26 protein-coding genes are annotated in these 23194 nt (G+C 27.7%); 16 read left to right on the top strand and 10 right to left on the bottom strand.

What is annotated here, in order from left to right:
- Window positions 1-22: 22 nt before the first annotated feature.
- The gene (gene pdxR / locus FDK22_RS10305; RefSeq protein ID WP_138152880.1) at window positions 23-1396 is read left to right on the top strand and encodes a MocR-like pyridoxine biosynthesis transcription factor PdxR; all 1374 of its coding nucleotides are present in this window, start codon (window positions 23-25) and stop codon (window positions 1394-1396) included.
- Here the strand turns inward: pdxR and FDK22_RS10300 are convergent, their stop codons facing one another.
- The 6 genes from FDK22_RS10300 to FDK22_RS10275 form a co-directional block, all read right to left on the bottom strand.
- A complete protein-coding gene (locus tag FDK22_RS10300; protein ID WP_138152879.1) occupies window positions 1397-2680 on the bottom strand; it encodes an NAD(P)/FAD-dependent oxidoreductase in 1284 nt (427 codons plus the stop codon). It abuts the gene before it with no gap.
- Window positions 2681-2692: 12 nt separating this feature from the next.
- Window positions 2693-2989, bottom strand: coding sequence for a c-type cytochrome (locus FDK22_RS10295; RefSeq protein WP_138152878.1), 297 nt, complete (start codon window positions 2987-2989; stop codon window positions 2693-2695).
- A gap of 96 nt (window positions 2990-3085) precedes the next feature.
- Entirely contained in the window at window positions 3086-3760 is a 675-nt protein-coding gene (gene aat, locus FDK22_RS10290; RefSeq protein ID WP_138152877.1) for a leucyl/phenylalanyl-tRNA--protein transferase, read from the bottom strand.
- Window positions 3761-3795: 35 nt separating this feature from the next.
- Complete coding sequence (locus FDK22_RS10285; protein WP_138152876.1) at window positions 3796-4377, bottom strand: hypothetical protein; 582 nt, start codon at window positions 4375-4377, stop codon at window positions 3796-3798.
- Window positions 4378-4456: 79 nt separating this feature from the next.
- A complete protein-coding gene (locus FDK22_RS10280) occupies window positions 4457-6811 on the bottom strand; it encodes a methyl-accepting chemotaxis protein (protein ID WP_171012970.1) in 2355 nt (784 codons plus the stop codon).
- 219 nt (window positions 6812-7030) lie between these two features.
- Window positions 7031-7888, bottom strand: a complete 858-nt coding sequence (locus FDK22_RS10275; protein WP_138152874.1) for an AraC family transcriptional regulator — start codon at window positions 7886-7888, stop codon at window positions 7031-7033.
- 105 nt (window positions 7889-7993) lie between these two features.
- Between FDK22_RS10275 and FDK22_RS10270 the strand changes: the two genes are divergently transcribed.
- Complete coding sequence (locus FDK22_RS10270) at window positions 7994-9115, top strand: aminotransferase-like domain-containing protein (protein ID WP_138152873.1); 1122 nt, start codon at window positions 7994-7996, stop codon at window positions 9113-9115.
- On the opposite strand, the gene FDK22_RS10265 is transcribed toward FDK22_RS10270, so the two are convergent.
- Window positions 9116-9973 (bottom strand): damage-control phosphatase ARMT1 family protein, encoded by an 858-nt coding sequence (locus tag FDK22_RS10265; protein WP_138152872.1) that lies wholly within the window; start codon window positions 9971-9973, stop codon window positions 9116-9118.
- Between the two features lie 113 nt (window positions 9974-10086).
- Here FDK22_RS10265 and FDK22_RS10260 point away from each other — a divergent pair, with 113 nt between their 5' ends.
- The 6 genes from FDK22_RS10260 (at window position 10087) to FDK22_RS10235 (ending at window position 14278) form a co-directional block, all read left to right on the top strand.
- Window positions 10087-11373: an NCS2 family permease gene (locus FDK22_RS10260; protein WP_138152871.1), complete on the top strand. Its 1287-nt coding sequence runs from the start codon at window positions 10087-10089 to the stop codon at window positions 11371-11373.
- Between the two features lie 27 nt (window positions 11374-11400).
- Window positions 11401-11850: a phosphoribosyltransferase gene (locus FDK22_RS10255; protein WP_138152870.1), complete on the top strand. Its 450-nt coding sequence runs from the start codon at window positions 11401-11403 to the stop codon at window positions 11848-11850.
- Window positions 11851-11978: 128 nt separating this feature from the next.
- Window positions 11979-12242 carry a hypothetical protein gene (locus FDK22_RS10250; protein WP_138152869.1) on the top strand — a complete coding sequence of 88 codons (264 nt, stop codon included), beginning with the start codon at window positions 11979-11981 and terminating at the stop codon, window positions 12240-12242.
- Window positions 12243-12321: 79 nt separating this feature from the next.
- Window positions 12322-12708, top strand: a complete 387-nt coding sequence (locus tag FDK22_RS10245) for a DUF423 domain-containing protein (protein ID WP_138152868.1) — start codon at window positions 12322-12324, stop codon at window positions 12706-12708.
- Window positions 12709-12713: 5 nt separating this feature from the next.
- Entirely contained in the window at window positions 12714-13517 is an 804-nt protein-coding gene (locus tag FDK22_RS10240; protein WP_138152867.1) for an ion transporter, read from the top strand.
- Complete coding sequence (locus FDK22_RS10235) at window positions 13517-14278, top strand: Rossmann-fold NAD(P)-binding domain-containing protein (RefSeq protein ID WP_138152866.1); 762 nt, start codon at window positions 13517-13519, stop codon at window positions 14276-14278. The genes FDK22_RS10240 and FDK22_RS10235 overlap by 1 nt, the downstream gene beginning before the upstream one ends.
- Here FDK22_RS10235 and upp read toward each other — a convergent pair.
- The gene (gene upp / locus FDK22_RS10230) at window positions 14275-14895 is read right to left on the bottom strand and encodes a uracil phosphoribosyltransferase (RefSeq protein ID WP_138152865.1); all 621 of its coding nucleotides are present in this window, start codon (window positions 14893-14895) and stop codon (window positions 14275-14277) included. The genes FDK22_RS10235 and upp overlap by 4 nt on opposite strands.
- Before the next feature lie 154 nt (window positions 14896-15049).
- Between upp and FDK22_RS10225 the strand changes: the two genes are divergently transcribed.
- The 5 genes from FDK22_RS10225 to FDK22_RS10205 all read left to right on the top strand — a co-directional run bounded on the left by FDK22_RS10225 (window position 15050) and on the right by FDK22_RS10205 (window position 19580).
- A complete protein-coding gene (locus FDK22_RS10225) occupies window positions 15050-16300 on the top strand; it encodes a uracil-xanthine permease family protein (protein WP_138152864.1) in 1251 nt (416 codons plus the stop codon).
- Between the two features lie 59 nt (window positions 16301-16359).
- Window positions 16360-17145 (top strand): hypothetical protein, encoded by a 786-nt coding sequence (locus FDK22_RS10220; RefSeq protein ID WP_138152863.1) that lies wholly within the window; start codon window positions 16360-16362, stop codon window positions 17143-17145.
- 51 nt (window positions 17146-17196) lie between these two features.
- Window positions 17197-17697 (top strand): YajQ family cyclic di-GMP-binding protein, encoded by a 501-nt coding sequence (locus tag FDK22_RS10215; protein WP_138152862.1) that lies wholly within the window; start codon window positions 17197-17199, stop codon window positions 17695-17697.
- 64 nt (window positions 17698-17761) lie between these two features.
- Complete coding sequence (locus FDK22_RS10210; protein WP_138152861.1) at window positions 17762-18421, top strand: response regulator transcription factor; 660 nt, start codon at window positions 17762-17764, stop codon at window positions 18419-18421.
- Window positions 18414-19580: a sensor histidine kinase gene (locus FDK22_RS10205; protein ID WP_138152860.1), complete on the top strand. Its 1167-nt coding sequence runs from the start codon at window positions 18414-18416 to the stop codon at window positions 19578-19580. The genes FDK22_RS10210 and FDK22_RS10205 overlap by 8 nt, the downstream gene beginning before the upstream one ends.
- On the opposite strand, the gene FDK22_RS10200 is transcribed toward FDK22_RS10205, so the two are convergent.
- Window positions 19577-20182 (bottom strand): hypothetical protein, encoded by a 606-nt coding sequence (locus FDK22_RS10200; protein WP_138152859.1) that lies wholly within the window; start codon window positions 20180-20182, stop codon window positions 19577-19579. The two genes, FDK22_RS10205 and FDK22_RS10200, sit on opposite strands and share 4 nt — an antisense overlap.
- An 89-nt stretch (window positions 20183-20271) precedes the next feature.
- Between FDK22_RS10200 and FDK22_RS10195 the strand changes: the two genes are divergently transcribed.
- Window positions 20272-20844 (top strand): NUDIX hydrolase, encoded by a 573-nt coding sequence (locus FDK22_RS10195; RefSeq protein ID WP_138152858.1) that lies wholly within the window; start codon window positions 20272-20274, stop codon window positions 20842-20844.
- Between the two features lie 19 nt (window positions 20845-20863).
- Here FDK22_RS10195 and FDK22_RS10190 read toward each other — a convergent pair whose 3' ends face one another.
- On the bottom strand, window positions 20864-21850 hold the full coding sequence (locus FDK22_RS10190; RefSeq protein WP_171012969.1) for a phospholipase A: 987 nt from the start codon (window positions 21848-21850) through the stop codon (window positions 20864-20866).
- Window positions 21851-21944: 94 nt separating this feature from the next.
- On the opposite strand from FDK22_RS10190, the gene rpe reads away from it, so the two are divergent.
- Together rpe and FDK22_RS10180 are read left to right on the top strand one after the other, a co-directional pair.
- The gene (gene rpe, locus FDK22_RS10185; protein WP_138152857.1) at window positions 21945-22586 is read left to right on the top strand and encodes a ribulose-phosphate 3-epimerase; all 642 of its coding nucleotides are present in this window, start codon (window positions 21945-21947) and stop codon (window positions 22584-22586) included.
- Between the two features lie 14 nt (window positions 22587-22600).
- Complete coding sequence (locus tag FDK22_RS10180; protein ID WP_138152856.1) at window positions 22601-23191, top strand: phosphoribosylanthranilate isomerase; 591 nt, start codon at window positions 22601-22603, stop codon at window positions 23189-23191.
- The last annotated feature ends 3 nt before the right edge of the window (window positions 23192-23194 follow it).

The raw sequence follows: 23194 nt of genomic DNA, 5'->3' as shown, positions 1-23194 counted from the left end.
TTTAAATTTTATAAGGACAGTTATGCTTAAAATTAATAAAAATGATTCTAAGCCTTTACATATTCAACTTTATGAAGAACTAAAAAAAGATATTTTATCTGCAATGAAAGCAGGGGATAAATTACCTTCAATAAGAAAAATTGTATCAACTTACAACATAAGTAAAATAACTGTTGAAAATGCATATTCCCAATTAGTAGTTGAAGGGTATATTGAAAGTATTCCTAAAAGTGGCTTTTTTGTTAGTGAAGATTTATATAGTAGTATAGCATTAGAGCAAACAAAAGAAATCAAAAAAGAAAAAGAGTTTGAATATCTTTATGATTTTTATCCTGCAAGACTCTCTTCAGATACTTTCCCTTTAAAAATTTGGAAGAGGGTTTACAATAAAGTTATCAATGATAGTTTACATCTTGGAAAATACCAAGATGGTCAAGGGGAATTTGGCTTACGAAAAGAGATATCCAAATATTTAATTGAATCAAGAGGAGTAAATTGTAATCCCTCTTCAATAGTTGTTTGTTCAGGTTTCCCAAATGCAACAAGTCTAATTGCAAGAATTTTAAAAGATGAATACAAAAGTTTAGCTATGGAAAATCCTGGTTATTATATTGTAAAAGGGGTATTTGAAGATTATGGTTTTAAGATTGATAAAATTCCAATAGAAAAAAATGGACTTGATATAAAATTTTTAGAAAATTCTAATTCTAAAATTGTGTATATAACTCCATCTCATCAATACCCCACAGGAGTTACTACATCAATTTCAAAAAGGATAAAACTACTAGAATGGGCAAAGTTAAATGATGGATATATTATCGAAGATGATTATGATAGTGAGCTTAGTTTTGTAAATAAACCAATACCAAGTATGCAAGGTTTAGATAAAAACCAAAGGGTTATTTATATGGGAACTTTTGCTAAATCATTTTCACCTGCAATTAGAGTTAGTTATGTTGTTTTACCCAATACTTTACTTGAAAAATACAATTTACTTTATGATAGTTCAATCTCAAGGGTTGATTTAACTTTACAAAAGACGTTAGAGGAGTTTATGGCAAAAGGGTTTTGGGAAAAACATTTAAGAAAAATTAGAACCATAAATAAAAAGAAACATAATCTTATGAAAAAAGCAATTGAAAATTATCTAGGAGAATATGTAAATATCTTAAGTGAAGGGGCAGGTCTTAATATAAATATTTATCCAAAAACAAATTTTGATTGGCAGAAGTTTAAAAATTTAGGTGAAGAAAATAAAATCAAGTTGTATTTTGCATCTGATGTTTCAGGTGGAGACTGGGAAGCTTGTAGGTTAGGGTTTGGTGGTTTTAAAGAAAATGAAATAGAAAATGCCATAAAGGCATTTTCTAAAATCTGGCTTGAATCAATAATTTGATTATTGGAAAATATCAGCAGTTTGGTTTTTATACCAACCTACAGCATATTCAGCTTCAGCCATTCTAATTCCTTCATCTGCATTCATAGGACTTAATCCTCCAGACCCTGGAACTTTTTCAATCATATCCTCTTTTGCTTCATATACAGCTGCTACAGATATACCATAGTTTGGAGCAACTAAACTATAACATGTATTTGCTAGTTTTGGAGGATTTACAACTGGTTTATCTTGTAACATTCTACTTATTTGAAGTGCAGCAATTTTTGCTTGTGAGTTAGCTGAGAAACCAGATTTTGGCATTTTTGTTGCAATAGCTGCATCACCAATTACATGGATATCTTTTGCAATTTTTGATTCAAATGTTTTTTTGTTAACTGGACACCAATCACCCTCTGTTAAACCTGAATCAAATGCAAGTTTTCCAGCTTTTTGATTTGGGATATAGTTTAAAACGTCTGCTTTAACTACTTCATCTTCTGTTGTAATTTCAAGTTTTTTAGGGTCAACTGATACAACTTTTCCACCAAATTCAGAACTTCTCCATTCAATTAAATCACCATAAAGTTTTTCCCAACCCTCTTGGAATAATCCTTGTTTAGAGAATTTATTTTTTTGGTCTAATATGATAATTTTTGAATCAGGTTTGTTGTTTTTTATATAATGAGCAACTAAAGAGATTCTTTCATATGGTCCAGGAGGACATCTAAATGGATTAGCAGGAGCTACCATTACATAAGTCCCACCATTTTTCATTCCCTCTAATTGTTCTCTTAAAAGTTGTGTTTGCGCTCCAGCTTTATAGGCATGAGGTGCTAAAAGTTCTGAACCTTCAACATAACCTTTTTCATATTTAAAATCAATTCCTGGTGAAACAATTGCTTTATGGAAAGGGATAATATCTCCATTTTCTAACACAACTGTATGTGTTGCCCCATCTACACGTGCTACTTTTTCATGTATTACAGTGATTTTATATTTTTTCTCTAAAGTTTTGTAATCATGTTTAATATAATCTAAGTCATTCATCCCTGCAATTACAGTGTTTCCAAATGGACAAGTGTAATACTCTTTATTTTGTTCTATTAAAATAACTTCTGTATTTGGAGAATATCTTTTCATATATTTAGCCGCTGTAGCACCACCAAAACCACCACCAACAACAACAACTCTTTTTTTATTTTTAGGTAATGTTGATGTCATACTTGTCACACTACTACATGCAGCAAGTGAAAGTGCAAATGAACCTGCAAGTATTTTGTTAAAATGTCTTCTATTCATCATGATATTTACCCCTTATCTTTCTATCTTCGAAAAGTAATAACTAATTTGCTCTAACTCTTCATCACTAAAACCTTTAGCGTGTTTAGGCATCATAGTACCAGGTCTTCTATCATATTTATAATCTAATAGAATATTGTACATTGTTTTTTGACCAAGTCCTGCAATCAATGGTGTAACTGCTACTGATTTTCCATCTGTTCCATGACATGATGCACAAGATAGTGACAACATACTACCTTTTACTGGGTCATAATCCACTGCATAAGATAAACTACAAAGACAAGCTAATGTCGCAAGAATCCTCTTCATTTCCACTCCTTATTTTTTATATACCTAATAAAGTAATGATTTATAGTAGAGATACTTGACTTAATTAGTAGTGAATAGGAGTTTGTAATTTTATTTTTAAGAATTAGTGCTTTTTAATAATTCAAAATAGTGTTTTCTTGTTATTTCTTTTGCTCCAAGTGAGGCTAAATGGTCATTATATACTTGACAATCTATTAGTTTTATATTATTTTGTTTCGTTTGGTTACATAAATAGTAAAAAGCAACTTTTGAAGCGTCTCTTTCAAGAGAAAACATACTTTCTCCACAAAAAATATTATTAATTACTAGACCATATAGTCCACCCACAAGTTTTTCATCCATAAAAACCTCTATAGAATGGGCAATTCCAAGTTTATGAAGATTTGTATATGCAATAATGAAATTTTCATCAATCCATGTGTCATCTTCATGTTTTCTTTTTATATTTGAACAACTTTTTATAACTTCTTCAAAGCAAGTGTTACTTTTTATAACAAAACCTTTATTATTTATTGTTCTTTTAAGACTTTTTGTTAATTTGAATTCTTCTGGGTATAAAACCATCCTTTTTTGAGGGCTAAACCAATGAATATGATTATATTCATCAATAAACCAAGGAAAGATTCCATTTTTGTAAGCATTGATTAATCTTTGTGGATGAAAATCTCCTCCAACAGCAACAAGATCATCATTCATCATGTCTAAACTAGGGAAATCAAAGTTATCAAAATCAAGAAGATAAATAAGGTGTTCTTTATCAAGTAGTTCCATTTTGAAATGGTATCTTAAAGGATATAAGATTTATATTATTTTAGGTTTATTCTTTCAAAGTTTTCAACCTCATATGAGATATCATTTTCTTCTAACTGACTTATAAATGAAACTAATATTTGCATCGACATAGGGCTTGATGATATTATCTTTTCTTTTTGGTTAATTTCAAAATCAAAATAAGGAAACTCTTTTTGAATATTTTTTTTAATTTTATCAATGGCAAATTGTTTCATTGACTTACCTTTGCATTCACATTCAAAGCTATTATTCATCACTTTGCATAGTTCTACTTGTGATATTGGTTTTATAATTAAACTTTTTGAATGTTCCTTTCCACATGAGTTACAGTTTTTTTCTAAAGTGCAGTTATAATCATCTCCCATCATAAATAGTTTTTGATTTGGATAAATATCTAAAATCTCTTTTGTAATTTTTTTCCCTTCATCATTATCCATATCAATAAAAACTTTTTCATAAGAATGGTTTTTATAAAAATTCATAGTATCAAAATAAGTGGATGCTTTATCAACAATAATGTCGATTGGAAAGATTTTTATCATTGAAATTAAATTTTGAGTATCTTTTTCATTGGTGTTAAAAATTAATATTCTCATAATTAATCCTTTAATTATGAGAATATTTTACAAGAAAATAGTATCACAATAGTATTATTTTCTTTTTTTTTGAAGTTTTTTAGGCTTTTCCTTCAAAATTATTTAAATTTACATTTTCAACTATATCGTTTGCAATAGAGTTTGTTTCTTTTGCAATAGAGTTTGTTTTTTCGGCAATTGAAGCATTCTCTTGTGTAAATTTATCCAATTTATTAATAGCATCACTTATTTGTGACATTCCTACATCTTGCTCTTTTGCAGCAAAGGTAACATCATCAATTAAAAGGTTTGTTCCCGTGATATTTGTTTCTAACTCCTCAAAACCTTTTATCATAGTACTACTTATCTCTTTTCCTTCATTTGCTTTAATTGTTGCACTTTCAACTAAATCTTTAATCTCTTTTGCTGCTTCTGCACTTCTTGCTGCAAGATTTCTTACTTCTTGTGCTACAACTGCAAAACCTTTTCCAGCTTCCCCTGCTGTTGCTGCTTCAACTGCTGCATTTAAAGATAAAATATTTGTTTGGAAGGCAATTTGATCAATTACAGTAATTGCTTCATTTATATTTATAACAGTGTTATTTATATCTTCCATAGAATTTACAGTTTTACTTGCTAAATCTTTTCCTGTGATTGCTGACTGTTTAGTTTTTGAAGAGATAGTTGACATCTCTTGGGCTTTTTGGCTTGTTTGTCTAATATTTCCAGTAATCTCTTCAATAGCTGCAGCTGTTTCTTCTAAAGATGCCGCTTGTGAAGTTGCATTTGAAGATAATGTTTGAACATTTATTGTTAATTCATTAGAATTTTTTTGTAATGTTAAACCATCTTCTTGATTGTCTTGTAAAATTTTTGTAATCATTCTATTCATATTTATTATGTTTTCACCAACTGTACCACTATCTTTGTGAAGTTTAGCTGTAAAGTCTCTGTTTGCATAACTTTGAAGAGTTTGGCTTAACACATTAATATTTTTACCAATTAATGATTGAAGATTATCAAGCATATGGTTTAATAAACTTTTTAATTCTTCAAGAGATTCGTTATTTGTTGAAGAAGTAATTTTCTTATCTAAATAACCTTCACCTACATGATTTACAACAGCTTTTACATCTTCTATTAATTTGTTGTCTTGTTCTATAATAGTTTTTGATTTAATGATATTTTCATTAATTAATGTGGTCATTTTACCAATTTCATCATTTGCTGAAATATCCATTTCATGGATATCAACTTTTTCTTTATTTATGTATTTAAAAAATTCTAATAAACCATTTTGAAATTTATTTAATGGATTAATCACAATTCTATTAAGAAGAAGAATAATTACTAATGCTGTAATAACTATTATAAAAGCAATTATAAGTAATGAGTTTAATATTTTTGAATTGATACTTTCTCTAATATTATCTCTCATAGCTGCTACATTATTTTCAATCTCAATAACATATGCACCTGTTCCAATAATCATATCCCAAGGTTTAAAATTTTGAACATAAGAGTATTTTTCATAGGTACCTTCTTTCCCTGGAATAGTCCAAAAATACTTTACTATTCCTCCCTCATTTTTTGCATTTGCAGTTTTAACAATCTCTCTATAAAGATATGTACCTTTTTTATCTTGTAAATCAACCATATTTTTACCAACTAGTGAAGCATTTGCTCCATGGGCTAATACTACATGGTTTGAATCATTAACCCAAAAGTATCCAGTTTTTCCAAATTTCATTTCCGCAACAGCTTTTAAAGCTTCTGCTTTCATTTGTTCTGATACATCATCAATATATGCACCAGTTCCTAAAATCCAATTATATGGTTTAAAAACTCTTACAATAGAAGCTTTGAAGACAGTTTTTTTACTACTTGGATTATAAAAAGAGTATTCAATAAAACCTACATCTTTTTTTGTTTTATTTAATTCTTCAACACCTAATTCAACAAATGGAACCTTTGGTGTATTTTTAAAAAATTTTCCAGTTAGTTCTTCTTTTATCGGGTGCATAATCATTTTGTAATTAAAATCATTAATCCAAAAATATCCAGATTTTCCATATCTAGTTGATTTTACAATCTCTTTAATTCTTTCTTTAAGTTCAGAATCTGAGATAACTCCATTATATTTTTTATATTCAGCTTCAATAATAGAAAATAAAAAATCTGATTTTTCTTTTATTTCTTTTTGTACTGCATCTTTGATTTTCCCTTTTTCGGTTTTCGAATAGTAAGAATCAACGATTTTATAAGCTAATGAGACATAATTTTTAAGCTCTTCTTGTTTTGTTTCGTATGCACTTTTTTCAGAACTTTTTATTATTTGTTCTGCTTCTGTTTTTAGTGAATAAATTGATTGAATCTGATTTATTAAAGCAACAATTATTATTGCACCAATAACACTAATCAACAATTTAATTTTAATTGACAAATTTTTAAACATCCCTTCTCCTTCATAAAAAAGTCTCATTACTTAAAATTATACTAATACATAGTATTCAAATAGTATTATTTTCAGTAAAAAACTTATAATATTCTAATTATAGCATTTTAATAATTAATAAATATACCACAAGTAGGGGTGTTTACTAAGAGATTACTTTTCTAAAAATATTATTTTTTGTTATAAAATATAATTTATAATTATAAAATATATTAAATATCAAAAGGCAATTTTTATAGGTAAATATAACTTTAGATTAAAATCTTCAAAACCAGTTGTAAAATGGTTTTTTTCATAAATTGTGTAGCAAGGAATAGAACTTGTTTCATATCCAGAGTTTGGTAACCAATAATGGTATACATATCTTATGAAATTTAAAACATCACCATATACGCCTTTTAATTCAAAAACTGCATTTAAAGATTCGGGGATTTCTAGAATATTTAAGTTTTTATAGTCTTTATCTATACTAATTGCTGCAACATAAGAACAATCCTCTAAAGGTGTAATTGTTGGATTATCATGGTGTAAAGCTATTTGTTTAAAATTTGTAATATTGTTTTCATATGCTATTGCATAGAGTTTTTCCCATGTATTTTTTATCTTTTTATCATAACCTTTATGTCTTATATATGTACATTTAATTGCCTTACAGACTTTAATTTGGGGTTCAATATTTGAAAAATCCTTAGATGTGGGAAATTTTTCAAGAAGTTGTTTTGAATAGCTTTTAAAAGCACCTTTTCTCCAAGCTGTTGGAGTGTGTTTAAATCTTTGTTTAAAAGCTTTTATAAATGAAGAATGGGACATATATCCACATAAACTAGCAATTTCACTTATTGTGGAGTGGTTATTTGTAAGTAAAAGATTTGCAGCCTTTTGAAGTCTAATTGAAGTGATTATTTCAAATAAGGTAAAGGAAGTTTCCTCTTTTATAATTCTATGGTAATGGTATTTACTAACTTTATTTAGTTTTGCTAATTCATCAAGAGTAATCTGATGCTCTAAATTTTTATATATATAGTAATAGGTGTCATTTACAATTTTATGTCTTAGATGAATAGTTTCTTTTTTCATAATAGGATTATATCAAAAAAAGCAATATAGAACAATTATTTTGAAATTTAGGATAAAGAATAAATTTTTTTTTTCAAATATAATTTAAAAAAATTAGGAGTGAATATGGCAAGAAAAATTCAAAGATCATATATACGAGAGATATTAGATGCAATAAATGAAGAAACTATTTCCTTTGCAGGTGGTTTACCAAATGAAAAACTATTTCCAATGGAGCAATTAAAACAAGCATCAAATAAAGTTTTAAAAAACTCTTTATCAATGCAATATTCAAAATCTCAAGGATTAGATGGTTTAAGGGAACATATTGCAAAAATATACAATGAAAAGTTTAATTTTCCAACAACAAAAGATGAGATTTTAATTACAACAGGTAGTCAACAAGCCTTTGATATTATTGCTAAAACTTTTATAGAAGATGAAATTTTTGTTCAAACTCCAACATATATTGGTGCATTAAGTGCCTTTAAGGTTCTTGATTTAAAAGTTAAAGGTTTCAATAATCATAGTTGTTTAAATAGAGAGTTGAAAAAAAGTTCGGCTGTTTATATTATGAGTGATTTTCAGAACCCAACTTCTGAATCAATTGATGAAGTAAATAGAGAAATAATTGCCCATGTTTTAGAAAAAAATGGTCCAATTTTGATTGAAGATGGAGCTTATTCATTATTAGATTTCGAAGGTGAGATTAAAAAACCAATTAGTGCAATGTATGAAAACAGTTTTCACTTAGGTTCTTTTTCTAAAATTGTAGCTCCTGGACTTAGAGTTGGTTGGATAAGAGCAAAAAAAGAGTTGATTTCACAGATTTTATCTTCTAAGGAAGCTTTAGATTTACATACGCCAACTTTTAATCAAATGATTTTAAATGAGTATTTAAATCAATTTAATGTTTTTGAACATATAAAAATAGTTAGAGATGACTATAAATCAAAAATGGAATTTATGGCTAAATGTTTTAATAAATATATTCCAAGTTTTCAATTTGAAGTTCCAAAGGGTGGAATGTTTATTTATGGAAAATTTGAACAAGATACATTTGAACTTGCAAAAAAAGCTATTGAAAACAATATAGCTTTTGTTCCTGCAAAGGTATTTTTCCATGATAATCAAGATTCTTGTGAAGCAAGGTTTAATTTTACAAATTCAACTTTTGAACAAATAGAAAGAGGAGTTAAAAAAATTGCAGAACTTTTAGAGGAGTATAAAATAAAAGAGGCTGGCTAATTAGCCTCTTTTTAATATAATTTCCCCTAGATTTCTTGAAATCTTATTTGCTACAACTTCACATTTTACTTTAAATAAAAAGAAGATTTTTTTATCTTTGTAAGATTCTAAACACTCAAAGTTACCCATACCTTTTGAAAGTATTAAAGGTGTTTTGTTAAAAAGTTCTAAAAAATCTATACTTGCTTGAGACTTTTCTAGTCCTGGTGTATCAACCCCAGAACTAATCACTTCACAATACTTATCGATGCCAACTTGTAAAGCCTCTTTTGTGGTAATATCATTAATAATTGCTTTTCCTCTGGTTGCATAATAGATTTTAAGTTTTGGGAAAAGCTCTTTTAATGTTTTTACTAAAATTTTATCAAAAACATTTTCCCCTGCATTATCTGCTAAGATAATAAGTTGATTTGTTTTTTGAATCTCCTCTTTAAAAATTTTATAATCATTTATTGCAAAATTTGTTTCATAAATTGAGTTTATCTCTTCATCTAAGCAAAACTCTTGTGTAGTTGCAAAATCGATTACATTACCAGCAACGGCTGCTTTTATACTTGCAAATAATTTATCTTCACTATTTTTTATCTTTTCTTCTAAATATGGAATATAAGTTGTTGCTTTTTTTATAGATTCTTGTTTTAAGTTTTCCAAAGGATCTTTTAATTTTGCTTTTTGAGCTAAAAGTTCATAAACCTCTTTTGCTACATAAGGTGGAGTTCTATTAAAATCAAATTTTTTGGCTCTTGTCTTTACCTCTTTCATTATCTCATTTGATAGGTTTTCTTCTAAGTTTAAAAGCTTTGTTGCTTTGTCTATTTGACCTGTTATACATCTTACACATTCATCAGTTATATTCATTATAAGTTACCCGTTTTTTATTTGAAAGTTACATATTTTATACAATTTTTCAGTATAAATACATCAAGTTTTCCGTATAATTATACCTTAATTTTAAATCTTAAGGATAATTTATGTTTAAGCTTAAAGAACATAACACAAACGTCTTTACTGAGCTAAGTGCGGGATTTACAACATTTCTTACAATGATGTATATTGTTCCCGTTAATGGATTTATCTTAGCTGATGCTGGACTTCCAATGGAAGCAGTAGTAACGGCAACGGCATTAATTACAATTCTTGCTACACTTTTTAGTGGATTGTGGTCAAATACACCAATTGCAATGTCAGTTGGTATGGGTCTTAATGCCTACTTTTCATATGGATTAGTTTTAGGGATGAAAATACCTTGGGAAACTGCTTTAGGTATTGTTTTTCTTTCTGGTATTTTATTCGTAATCCTTTCATTTACAAACTTTAGGGTTTGGATTATGACTTCAATTCCTATGAATTTAAGACGTGCAATTAGTGCGGGTATTGGTTCGTTTATTGCCTTTATTGGATTAAAACAAATGGGTATGATTGTTGATAACCCAGCAACTTTAGTTTCTTTAGGTGATTTTTCAAAATTAGAAGTTCAAATTGGAGTAATTGGATTAATTCTTGCTTTTACTTTTTATTCATATAGAATCAAAGGTGCTTTTATTTTATCTATTGTTATTACTTCAATTATAGCTTGGACATTTGGTGTTGGAAGCTTCCCTGAAAGTTATCTAAGTGCACCAGCTTCTATTGAGCCAATTTTATTTAAACTTGATATTACAAGTGCCTTATCATTATCTTTATTACCTGTTATTATAACATTCTTAATTACTGATATGTTCGATACTTTAGGTACATTAACAGGTGTAGGAACAAGGGCAAATCTTTTCCAAGAAAACAATAAAGATGATAAATCTTTACAAAAAACATTAGAAGCAGATGCAATGGCAACAACAGCAGGTTCTTTACTTGGTGTTTCAACAACAACAGCATTTATTGAAAGTGCAAGTGGTGTAGAAGAGGGTGGTAGAACTGGTTTAACTGCAGTATTTACAGCATTATTCTTTGTTGGTACTTTATTTATGTTACCACTTTTCAAAGCAGTTCCTGGAAATGCAATTTACCCTGTTTTAGTAGTTGTTGGTGTATTGATGTTTACAGAACTTGGTAAAATCAACTTTGAAGATTCAGATCTAGCAACAAGTGCAGGGGCATTTTTAATTGTAATTTTAATGCCTTTAACTTTTTCTATTACAAATGGTATTGCCGCTGGATTCTTAGTTTATACAATAATTAAAATTGCAAAAAATCAATATAAAGATTTAAATGTTGGAATTCTAGCTATTACATTTATTAGTTTTCTTGCATTTATATTGTAAAATAAATAAAAAATAAAAAGGACTAAATTGGCTGAAAAGTATTACTATAGCTATGAAGAGTGTGTAAAAGATACAAAACTTCTTGTAAAAAAATGTGAAGAGTTTGAACCTGATATTTTATTAGCAATTGCTAGAGGTGGACTAACATTAGGACATTTAATGTCAGAAGCAATGGAGATGAGAAATCTTTATACACTTAATTCAATTCACTATGAAGGTGAAATAAAACTAGATACTTTCAATATTTTTAATATTCCAGATGTTTCTCATGCAAAAAGAGTTTTATTAATAGATGATATAGTTGACTCAGGTGAAACTATGGAAGAGATTCTTAGAATATTAAGGGAAAAATTCCCAAAGGTTGAATTTAAACTTGCAACAATCTTCTATAAAAAAACTGCTGTTTTACAACCTGATTACGCAGTAAAAGAAGCTAATTCTTGGATTGAATTTTTCTGGGAAATAGACGTAAAATAAAAAAGATTGGATTAAATTCCAATCTTTTTCTATAAATTATATATAAAATATATATTCAATTGTAAAATTAGAAAAAAATCAAGATATTTGTTGTATAATATTTGAAATTTTGAGAATGGAAAATATAAATGACTTTTATCGATTTTAAGAAACTACTACTTGATGCAGAACTTACAATACCCAAATTTACAGCTTTAATTAAAGTTAGTGAAAAAAATATTCAATCATATAAAAAGAAAAAAGAGGTTCCAAATGCAATTGCAGCTTGTGCTGCATGTTTTGCTAAAATGAATCAAGAGGGAATTGATTATAAAGAATTAATCAATGATTTAGAACTTACAAAAAAAGAAAAAAAAGGTGCAGGTTTTTCTGCAAAAAAAGATAAAGACTAATTTAATAGCTTAATTTATAAATAAAGTATTTATTTAAGTAATATTTGATAATCTTCCCAAAAAAATTTAGGGAAAGAACATGATTATTAATAATAACGTAAAACGATTTTTAACTATTGCTTCATTTATGATGGCATTAGCAATAGCTATTGGTGCTTTTGGGGCTCATGGTTTAAAATCAATTGTTGAACCAAAACTTCTAATAACTTACCACACAGGTGTTGAATACCATTTTTATAATACACTTGGACTTTTTGCCGCTTCTTTTGTTATGTTTTTAAAAGAAAACTCTAAAAAAGCTGTAGTAGCCTCTTGGCTAATTTTTATTGGTACAATTATCTTTTCATTTTCATTATATCTTTTAGTGATTTTAAATGCACCTTATTTAGGCGCAATTACTCCAATAGGTGGAACCTTACAAATTATTGGTTGGGTTTTATTAGCTATATCTATTTTAAAGGATTAAACTTAATGACTACAATGGAAAAAATTCAAGAGATTAGAGACTCAAGATGGTTTTCTAATCTTACAACTTTTATCATTTTAGCATATGCCTCTGTATTAGGTTTTAAAACTATTGGTGAGGTTGAAACCAATTATGCATTATTTTTACAATTTGCTGATGTTTTTGTAACAATCTATTTTGTTTTTGAGATAGCTATTAAAATGGTTGCTGAGAAGAAGTTTATTAATTTCTTTAAATCAGGATGGAATGTTTTTGATTTTGTAATAGTTGTAATTACACTTTTACCATTAGAACAATCTGGATTTGCAGCAATTGCAAGGATGTTAAGGGTATTTAGGGTTTTAAGATTGTTTACAGCAAGACCTGAATTAAAAGCAATTATTGATATGCTAATTAAGGCAATCCCTTCAATTATTGATATTGTAATTTTAATGTTTATAATTTTTTATATTTATGCCATTGTTGGTAACTTTTATTTCCATGATTTACCATCTGGGCTTTGGAAAGATTTCTTAGTTTCAATGCTTACGCTATTTAGGGTTTTAACCTTTGAAGATTGGACAGATGTAATGTATGAAGCAATGGAAGTATATCCATGGGCATGGGTTTATTTTGTATCTTTTGTAATTATTGCTGCATTTGTATTTTTTAACTTATTTGTTGCTGTTATTATTGGTGAAATGCAAAAAATACAAGAATCAGATTTCCACGATGAGATGCATGAAGATAGTAAAAAGTTAGATGTTTTACTTTTAGAAATTAAAGGTTTAAGAGAAGAAGTTAAACAGTTAAAAGAGAAAAAAGAATAATGAAAACTTTTTCTATTTTAGGTACAGGATGGTTGGGTTTAGCTTTAGCAAAAAAGTTAAAAAAAGATTATCATGTAAAAGTATCTATTAGAGATTTAAAAAAAGAAAAATTTATGGTAAGTGAGGGATTGTACCCTTACTTACTTGATGAAGAAAACTTAGAAAACCTAGACTCTTTACTTGAATCAGATTATATATTTATAAACTTTCCCCCTAGAAAATCAAAAAACTATATTAGCTTTTTAGATAAAATTTATTCAAATATCAAATCAAAAGATCAAAAAATTATATTTATTAGTTCAACTTCAATATATCCTGATAAAGAGGGAATTTATGATGAAAATTCAATATTAAGTGAGTTGAATTCATCTTTAGTGTATAAAGCAGAAGAATTAGTTAAATCACAAACTGATGTAATATTTAGATGCTCTGGGCTTATGGGATATGATAGAGTTGCTGGAAAATATTTTGCAGGAAAAACTTTAGATTGTGAAGATTCAAAAATCAATTATATTCATAGGGATGATTTAATAGAGGCAGTAAAGTTTGTAATTGAAAAAAATATTAATGGTGTTTTTAATTTATGTTCAAAATTTCATCCAACAAAAAAAGAGATATATTTGCACAATGCAAAAAAGTATAGATTTGATAAACCAATATTTGAAAATAAAAAAGATTATCCTAATAGAATTATAGATGGAAGTAAAATTGAAAGATTGGGATTTAGGTATAAATACCAAAATCCTCTTGATTATCTTTAGTTTGTATTAAATGCTCTATCTCCTGCATCACCAAGACCAGGTCTAATATATTTGTTTTCATCTAATCTTTCATCAATTTGTGCAATATAGATATCTACATCAGGGTGGGCTTCTTGAACCGCTTTTACACCTTCAGGAGCTCCTAAAATATTTAATGAGATGATTTTTTTTGCACCTTTTCCTTTTAAGTAATCTATTCCATCAATTAATGAACCACCTGTTGCAACCATTGGGTCAAGCAAAAGTACAGCTTTATCTTCTAAAGGTGGGATATTTTCATAAAAAAGTTTACTTTGAGCAGTTTCTTCATCTCTTTTCATAGCTAAAAATCCACTTCTTGCATATGGTAAAGTTCTTAAAATACCAGTTAACATTGGTTCTCCAGCTCTTAAAATTGGAACTAAAACTAATTTTTGAACCTCAAGAACTTCAACATCAAGTGGTCCTTGCCAAGTTTGAATATTTGTAGTAATAGTAGGAAATTCACTTAAAGCTTCAGATGCAATAATTCTTGAAATCTCTTCAATTGTAAGTCTAAATTCATTTGAATTAGTTCTTACATCTCTTAATCTGTTTACTAAATGTTTTACAACAACATTTGTACTCTCTTTATACATTATAATTGCCTTTTGTTAGGGGAGTTTATAAACCGTAGCTTGTTTATTTTAATAAATCTTATCTAAAAATTGCTTATAAATTACACATTAATTTACACGTGATTAATATAAACTTAGATAAAATATCTAAATTTAAACTTAAAAGAGGACGTATATGAAACCTACAGATTACAATTTTAGGGTCAAAGACTCTATTCTTGGTCTACAGTTCTTGTTTGTTGCTTTTGGTGCTTTAGTTTTAGTACCAATTTTAACTGGACTTGACCCCAATGTTGCACTTTTTACAGCAGGTATTGGTACTTTAGTTTTTCAACTTGTTAACAAAGAAAATGTTCCCCCAATTTTTTTAGCATCATCATTTGCTTTTATTGCACCTATTTCACATGGTGTTCAAACTTGGGGTATTGCTGCAACCATGTCAGGTTTAGTTGCAGCTGGTCTACTTTATGTAGTTCTTAGTTTTATAATTAGAGCTAAGGGTGATGGGTTTATTCATAAACTTTTACCTGCTATTGTAGTTGGTCCTGTAATTATCTCAATTGGTTTAATCCTTTCTCCTGTTGCTGTTAATATGGCTATGGGAAAAACAGGTGATGGAGCAATTGTATTAGTTCCATTTGAAAAGGCAATTATTGTATCTATGGTGGCATTATTTGCAACAATGTTTATCTCTTTATTAGGGAAAGGTATATTTAGATTAGTTCCAATTTTAGGTGGAATAGTTGCTGGTTATATTGTTGCTTTATTTCTTGGCTTAGTTGATTTTAAAGCTGTTTCTGATGCTGCATGGTTTGCAATGCCAAGTTTTACCACTCCAGAATTTAACTGGCAAGCGATTTTATTTATTCTTCCTATTGCAATTGCACCAGCAATTGAACATATTGGAGATATGTTAGCTATTTCAAATGTTACAAAACAAGACTATCTAAAAAAACCAGGTTTAAAAAACACTCTTTTAGGTGACGGACTTGCTACATCTGTAGCTTCATTATTTGGTGGACCACCAAATACAACTTATTCTGAAGTTACAGGAGCTGTTACTGTTACTAAAGCATTTAATCCTGCAATTATGACATGGGCAGCAATTATGGCAATTGTTTTAGCCTTTGTAGGTAAATTAGGTGGATTATTAGCAACAATACCAGTTCCTGTAATGGGTGGTATCATGTTACTTTTATTTGGTATTATTGCCTCTGTTGGTATCTCAACTTTAACTAGAGCAAATGTAGATTTTAATTGTCCAAGAAACTTAATTATTGTTTCTATGATTTTAGTATTCTCAATTGGAGGAATGACATTTAATTTTGGTGGAGTTCCTTTCTCTGGAATTGGTCTTGGAGCAATTACAGGTATTATCTTAAATCTTGTCTTACCACAACCAAGAAAAGAAGACCATATTCTTTAATATAGGAAGTGTTTAACACTTCCTAATATCTTTTATTTATATATTTTTAGGAAAACCTAATGGAACTTTTAATTATAAAGTCAATCTCAGTTGTGGCTTTAGTTTTAACACTTAGTTTCATAGCAGAAAAATTAAGCCCAAAAATTTCAGGTGTTTTATCTGGACTTCCAGTAGGAAGCTCTATAACCTTACTTTTTTTTGCTATTGAAAATGGTGTTGATTATGTAACCCATGTTGCATTGTATAATATTCATGGGCTTTTTGCAGCCTTGTCATTTTGTATTGGTTATTATATTAGCACCTTTTATAAGGGAAAATTTGAGATATTTTTAAGTCTTTTAGTCTCTTTTATCTCTTATATATTTATTGCATTAGTTATATCTTTTATCCCTCCACATATAGTTTTTACTCCTTTTGTAGTGATTGCTTTGATGTATATAGCTTCAATTTATTTTGCAAAAAAAGAGAATTTCCCAACAGTAAAAAGGGATAAAATTACAATTAGTGATTTGTTATTTAGATCTATTCTAACCATTATTATCTTTTTGATAGTTTCAAATTTACCAAAAGTAGTTCCACCAAATATTGCTGGTATTTTTTCTGCTTTTCCTACTATTTTATTGCCTTTATTATTGATAATACATTTTAGGCATAGTAATTTACAAGCAAGAACTATTATAAAAAATACACCATTTGGTTTAAGTTCTGTGGTTATATACTCTTTGGTTGTTTATATGACATATTCAAAGATAGGTATTTTGTATGGTACTTTATTAGCTTTTTGTGCTTCATTGTTATATATGGTAATTCAAACAAAACTTTTCAAAATTTTAAAATGGATTTAATTATCCTTGTATAATAAATTTTCTATAATAAAAAAAAATTAAGGAGCAGATATGGCAGCAAAAGAACACAGCTTTGATATTTCAGCAAAACTTGATATGCAAGAGATGAAAAATGCAGTAATTCAAGCACAAAAAGAGGTTGATAATAGATATGATTTTAAAGGTTTAAAAGCTGAAATTGATTTTAATCAAGGGGCAAAAACACTAACAATTATCTCTTCAAGTGATAATAAAGTAGATGCAATATATGATATTTTAATTTCTAAAATGAATAAAAGAGGTTTATCTATTAACTCTTTAGATGAAGCAAAAAAAGAGGACAGTTCAGGAGGAAATAGAAAATATTCATATTCAATAATTGATTCAATTAAACAAGATGAAGCAAAAAAGATTCAAGTTGAAATTAAAAATTTAAAATTAAAAGTAAAAGCTGTAAACCAAGGTGATGAGATAAGAGTTACTGGAAAAAATATTGATGATTTACAAACAATAATGAAACATCTTAAATCTTTAGAATTTAAGTCTCCTTTAGTATTTGATAATTTCAAGTAAATTCAATACACACTCCATAAACAAAACTAGAGTATAATCGTAGTATTTTTAATAAGGATAAATTTTGAAAATACTACTATTAGAAGATGATTTTGCATTAAATGATTTATTAAATGAACACCTTACTGACAAAAATTTTGATGTTACTTTATGTACAAATGGACAAGAAGCTTTAGAAAACTTACTTGACGATGTATATGATTTAGCTTTATTAGATATAAATACTCCATTAATGAGTGGATTAGAGGTTTTAAAAACCCTTAGAGAAGATTACAATAACAATACTCCTATAATTATATTAACTGCTTATCAAGATATAAAGCATCTAAAAGAATCTTTTGAAAATGGAGTTGATGATTATATTAAAAAGCCTTTTGATTTAGAAGAATTAGACCAAAGAATAATGAAACTTTGTAAAAATTTTATGATTGAACAAAGTAGTGAATTTAAAATATCTGATGATATAACTTTTTTACCTAATACTTGTGTAATTAAGATAAAAGATAAAACAAAAAAAATTGCTTTAAAAGAAAGGGATATTCTAAAATATTTTTTTAATCATAAAAATAGAGTTATCTCTTCCGATGAGTTATTACAAAATATTTGGGCTTATGATGAGATGCCAACTGATGCAACAATAAGAGTTTATATTAAAAACTTAAGGGAGATTCTTGGGAAAGAAAGAATTCAAACAATAAGAGGAATAGGATACAAATTTGAATAATAATGAAAAAAAAGCTTTATTGAGTTTTCTTACTATTTATGTGGGATCAGCACTTTTATTAATAGGTATTTTATTATCTGTATATTATAAAAATGAAGTTCAATCACTTGAAGCAAGTTGTACGATGGAACTTAAAAATGCATCAATGCAAATCAAAAATGATATTTTAAATGCCCATATGCATCATAAAAATTTTGTACCAAAAAAGTTAGAGAAAAATAATATAAATTATGCAATTTTTGATAAAGATAAATCTCCAATTTATTCATATTTACAAGAGGAAAAACTAGTAGAGTTTAATGAAGATTTTTATGGAAAAGACAAATACCATTTTTATATGGAGAGTTTAAATGAGAAAGATATACCAATAAAATATATTGTTACTCAGACGACTCAAGGGGTTCAAAGTAAAGAAAATTTAAAAATTTATATTATCATTGCATTTTTTCTAAGTGCAGTATTTGTAGGATTTATTGCGTTTTTTCTTGCAAGAATATTACTTAAACCAGTTAGGGAAAAAGTTGTACAACTAGATAATTTTATTAAAGATTCTGCCCATGAATTAAATACTCCAATTTCTGTTCTTATGACATCAGTTAGTATGTTAAAAAAAGGAAAAAATAGTGAAAAGATGTTGAAGTATATTTTAAGTAGTTCTAAACAAATCTCTCAAATATACAATGATATTCATTTCTCAGCTTTTTCAAGTATAGATGAAAGTCATATTGAAAACTTCAATTTAGCAAGTTTAGTTAATGAAAGTGTCGAGTATTTTAATGATATTTCAATAACTAAAAATATAAAGATAAATTCTGATGTTGAACAATGTTTAATCAAAATGGACAAAACAAAGGCTCAAAAAATAGTAAATAATCTAATTTCCAACTCTATTAAATATAGTAATCCAAACTCTATTGTAAATGTAAGTGTAAAAAATTCTGTTTTAAGTGTACAAGATTTTGGAATAGGAATATCAAAAAAAGATCAAGAAGAGATTTTTAAACGATATAAAAGGGGTGTAAACAATGAAGGTGGTTTTGGTATAGGCCTTGATATTGTAAAAAGAATTTGTAAAGATTATAACCTAAAATTAAGTCTAGAATCAAAAATCGATGAAGGTTCTACCTTCAAAATCGATTTTAGTAAACTTAATTGTTAGCCAATAGAGTTTATTTTTAGAGATATACTTAGATAATCATCATCATGAAGAATATCTAATTTTGAACCAATAGATCTATGATTGTGGTTTGATAATTCCCCTTGAATTGTTTGGAAAATATGCCAAAATCTTTCATTAAAAGGGGCATTTATCTCTTTTAATTTATGAATAAATATATCATCAACTATTATTTCTATTAGTTTAGTATAAACAGTTTTATTAAAAGCTCTTTGAATTCGATAGTTTTTCATAATAATAAGATTGTTTTTATAGATTTTCTTTTCATCTTCTGTAAATTCATTTAAGCCATTTATAGACTCAATCTCTTTATCTAAGTAGTTTTTTATAGACTCAATTTCTTCATCAAAATACTCTTTTAATTCAGGTTTTAATTGAAGTATTTTTTCTGTTAATTCATTATCATTTAATCTTTTTCCTTCTATATTTAAAGTATAGATTTTATCTTTTTCATAATCATGATGGATTGCATTATATATTTGAATTGCAGGATGAATATAAACATATTTATCATCTTTACCCCTTTTAAAACTGACTCCATGTGGAGAGATTAACTCTTTAGGACCTGTATATTTAAGTTTCATTATTACATCCTTTTCTTATTTATAGAAGTATATTATTTCATTTAAACTTATTTTATTGAAAAATCAATAAAATAATGGAAAGGTTAATTATGAATAACAAAATTGAAAAATTTAAAACTAGTGATTTAGTTGATACTAAATTTGTTCATCCTGTAAAAATCTCTTATACTCAAAATGGGATTGATAAAAATTGGGAAGCAGTAAAAAGTTTTGATTCCGTTGCTATTTTATTATATCATAGTGAAAAAAATGCATTTATTCTAGTAAAACAGTTTAGGCCACCTGTTTATTTAAATGATAAATCAAAATTGTGCACCTATGAATTATGTGCAGGGATTGTTGATAAAGATAAATCATTACTTGAAATTGCAAAGGAAGAGATTGATGAAGAGTGTGGATATAACGTTCCTTTAGTAAATATTGAAAAAATTACCTCTTTTTATACAAATGTTGGGGTAAGTGGTGGTTGTCAAACACTTTTTTATGCACAAGTTGATGATTCAATGAAAGAGCATAATGGTGGAGGTATAAATGATGAGCAAATAGAATTAATGTATCTACCTATTGATGATTACAAGGAGTTTATGTTTGATGAATCAAAGGCTAAAACCCCAGGTTTAATGTTTTCATTTATGTGGTTTATGGAAAAAAGAGAATCATAAACTTGATTGCTCATATCTTTTATCTAGATAAAGATATCCCAAAGTTTATTCTACTAATCTCTTTATCATAATCTATTAAACTATCACCATATCCATTTGAAAGTTGGATATAACCAAAAGTGTTTTTAGAACCAAAAAATGGGAAAGTCCAATCAAGTTGGGTAAACCCTTTGTTATCATCATCAAATTTCATATTATTTCTAAGAAGTAATTTAAAAGTGTGTCTTTTATATGGATAAACCAAGGTTAAGTCTCCATAACCTAAGTAATCTTGAATATCTGGATTATCATCATCTATCTCTTTTTCAGGAATTCTATACCAAACCTTTGGAATAGCAAATAAATTTCCAAGTTGAAAGTAGCTTTCTAAATATAATCTATTCCAAGATCTTGATTTAGGTTCATCTTGTCCATTAGATTCATGTAAAAATCCAAATTTAAACCCCTTTAATGCTGTTTTATCTGAACTAATATAAGGGATATTTACAAATATTTCAGGTCTATAGTTTGTTTCTCTAAAAGGAGCTGATTCATTATATAATTGCCACCATGAAGTGTGGGTATATCCAAAGTAAACAGTTTCATTAAAACCAAAAAAGTTACTGATGATTGGTTTTTTTACACTTAATTGGAATTTCGTTTCCATTTGGTTTCTTCCATCACTTCTTTTTCTTGTGTCATATGAAATTGGGAATAAGTAGTTTTCATGGTATGGATAAAGATTGAAATTTGAAGCAAGAATTTGTTCTATTGTTTCAACTGTTTCCTCATTTTCAATTGGGTTTAGATTTTCAGTTATAACATCATTTGTAACTTTAATCTCTTCATCTATGTAAGTTCTATTTATATTTCTTTCTTTGTTAGCAATCTCTTTATATGCAAGCATAGCTTCTTTAAAATCACCATTTTGTTCGTACTCTTTGGCTTTTTTATATAATAGATCAAGAGTTTGTGCACTTAATAATGTTGTAAAAAATATTGTTAATATTATAATCATTAATTTCATTATGAATCCTTTTGCTTTTGAAATAGTATCTAAAAAAGCAAAATAAAACTATAAACTAGGTATAATCGCGAAAAATTATTTAAAAGGTTAATATATGCTAGTAGCTCCTTCAATCCTTTCAGCAGATTTTGGAAACTTAGCTGAAGAGATAAAAGCTATCTGTGATGGTGGATGTGATTTAATTCATGTTGATGTAATGGATGGACATTTTGTTCCAAATATGACAATTGGTCCTGTTGTGGTTAATCCTGTTGCAAAGGCTGCAACAAAACCTCTTGATGTTCATTTAATGGTTGAAAATAATACTTTTTTTGTTGAGCTTTTCGCTCCTTTAAAACCAGAATATATTACATTTCATATTGAAAGTGAAAAGCACCCACATAGACTTATTCAAAAAATTAGAAGTTTAGGAATTAAACCAGGAATTGTTTTAAATCCACATACTACTCCTGAAACAATAGAATATCTACTTGAAGATTTGGATATGGTTTTACTTATGTCTGTAAACCCAGGTTTTGGTGGACAAAAATTTATCTCATCAGTTGTTGAAAAAGCTAAAAAACTAAAAGAGTTAATTAATAAAAGAAATCCAAATTGTTTAATTGAAGTTGATGGTGGAGTAAATGACAAGAATATCCAAGAACTAAAAGATGCAGGTGTTGATGTAGTTGTTGCTGGGTCTTATGTATTTGGAAATGAAGATTATTCAAAAGCAATTAAATCTTTACAAATCTAAAAGTTTAATCTAATATGAAAATTAAAATTTGTGGAATTACTAATTTAGAAGATGCCTTAAATGCAATTGAAGCAGGGGTTGATGCTTTAGGTTTTGTTTTTTACGAAAAAAGCCCAAGGTATATAGATCCATTTAAAGCTAGAGAGATTGTGGAACAATTACCACCTTTTGTTCAAACAGTTGCACTTTTTGTAAATGAAAATAGTAGTTTTATAAACCAAGTTTGTACAAATGCAAAAATGCAATTAGCTCAAATCATTGATGATGACAACTATACAGATTTTAATATTTTGAATTTTAAATATATTAAGGTTGTTAGAGCAAAAGAAAAAAAAGACCTTATTGAAAATCAAGGAAACTATGTTTTAGTAGATGCCTTTGTTGAAAGCTTTGGTGGGGAAGGGAAAAGAGTTGCCCTAGAATGGTTTGATAATATAGATTGTTCAAAGATGATTTTAGCTGGTGGGCTTAATGAATCAAATCTAAAAGATTTAAAGGGATATAATTTCTTTGGTGTAGATGTAAGTTCTGGTGTTGAAGTTTCTAAGGGTAAGAAGGACAAAACTAAAATGATTAATTTTGTAAAAGCTGTAAAAGAAATATAAAAA

The organism is Arcobacter arenosus (assembly GCF_005771535.1).
GTDB lineage: Bacteria > Campylobacterota > Campylobacteria > Campylobacterales > Arcobacteraceae > Halarcobacter > Halarcobacter arenosus.
The sequence above is the reverse complement of the archived record's forward strand: the minus strand, read 5'-3'. Positions and strand labels throughout refer to the sequence as shown.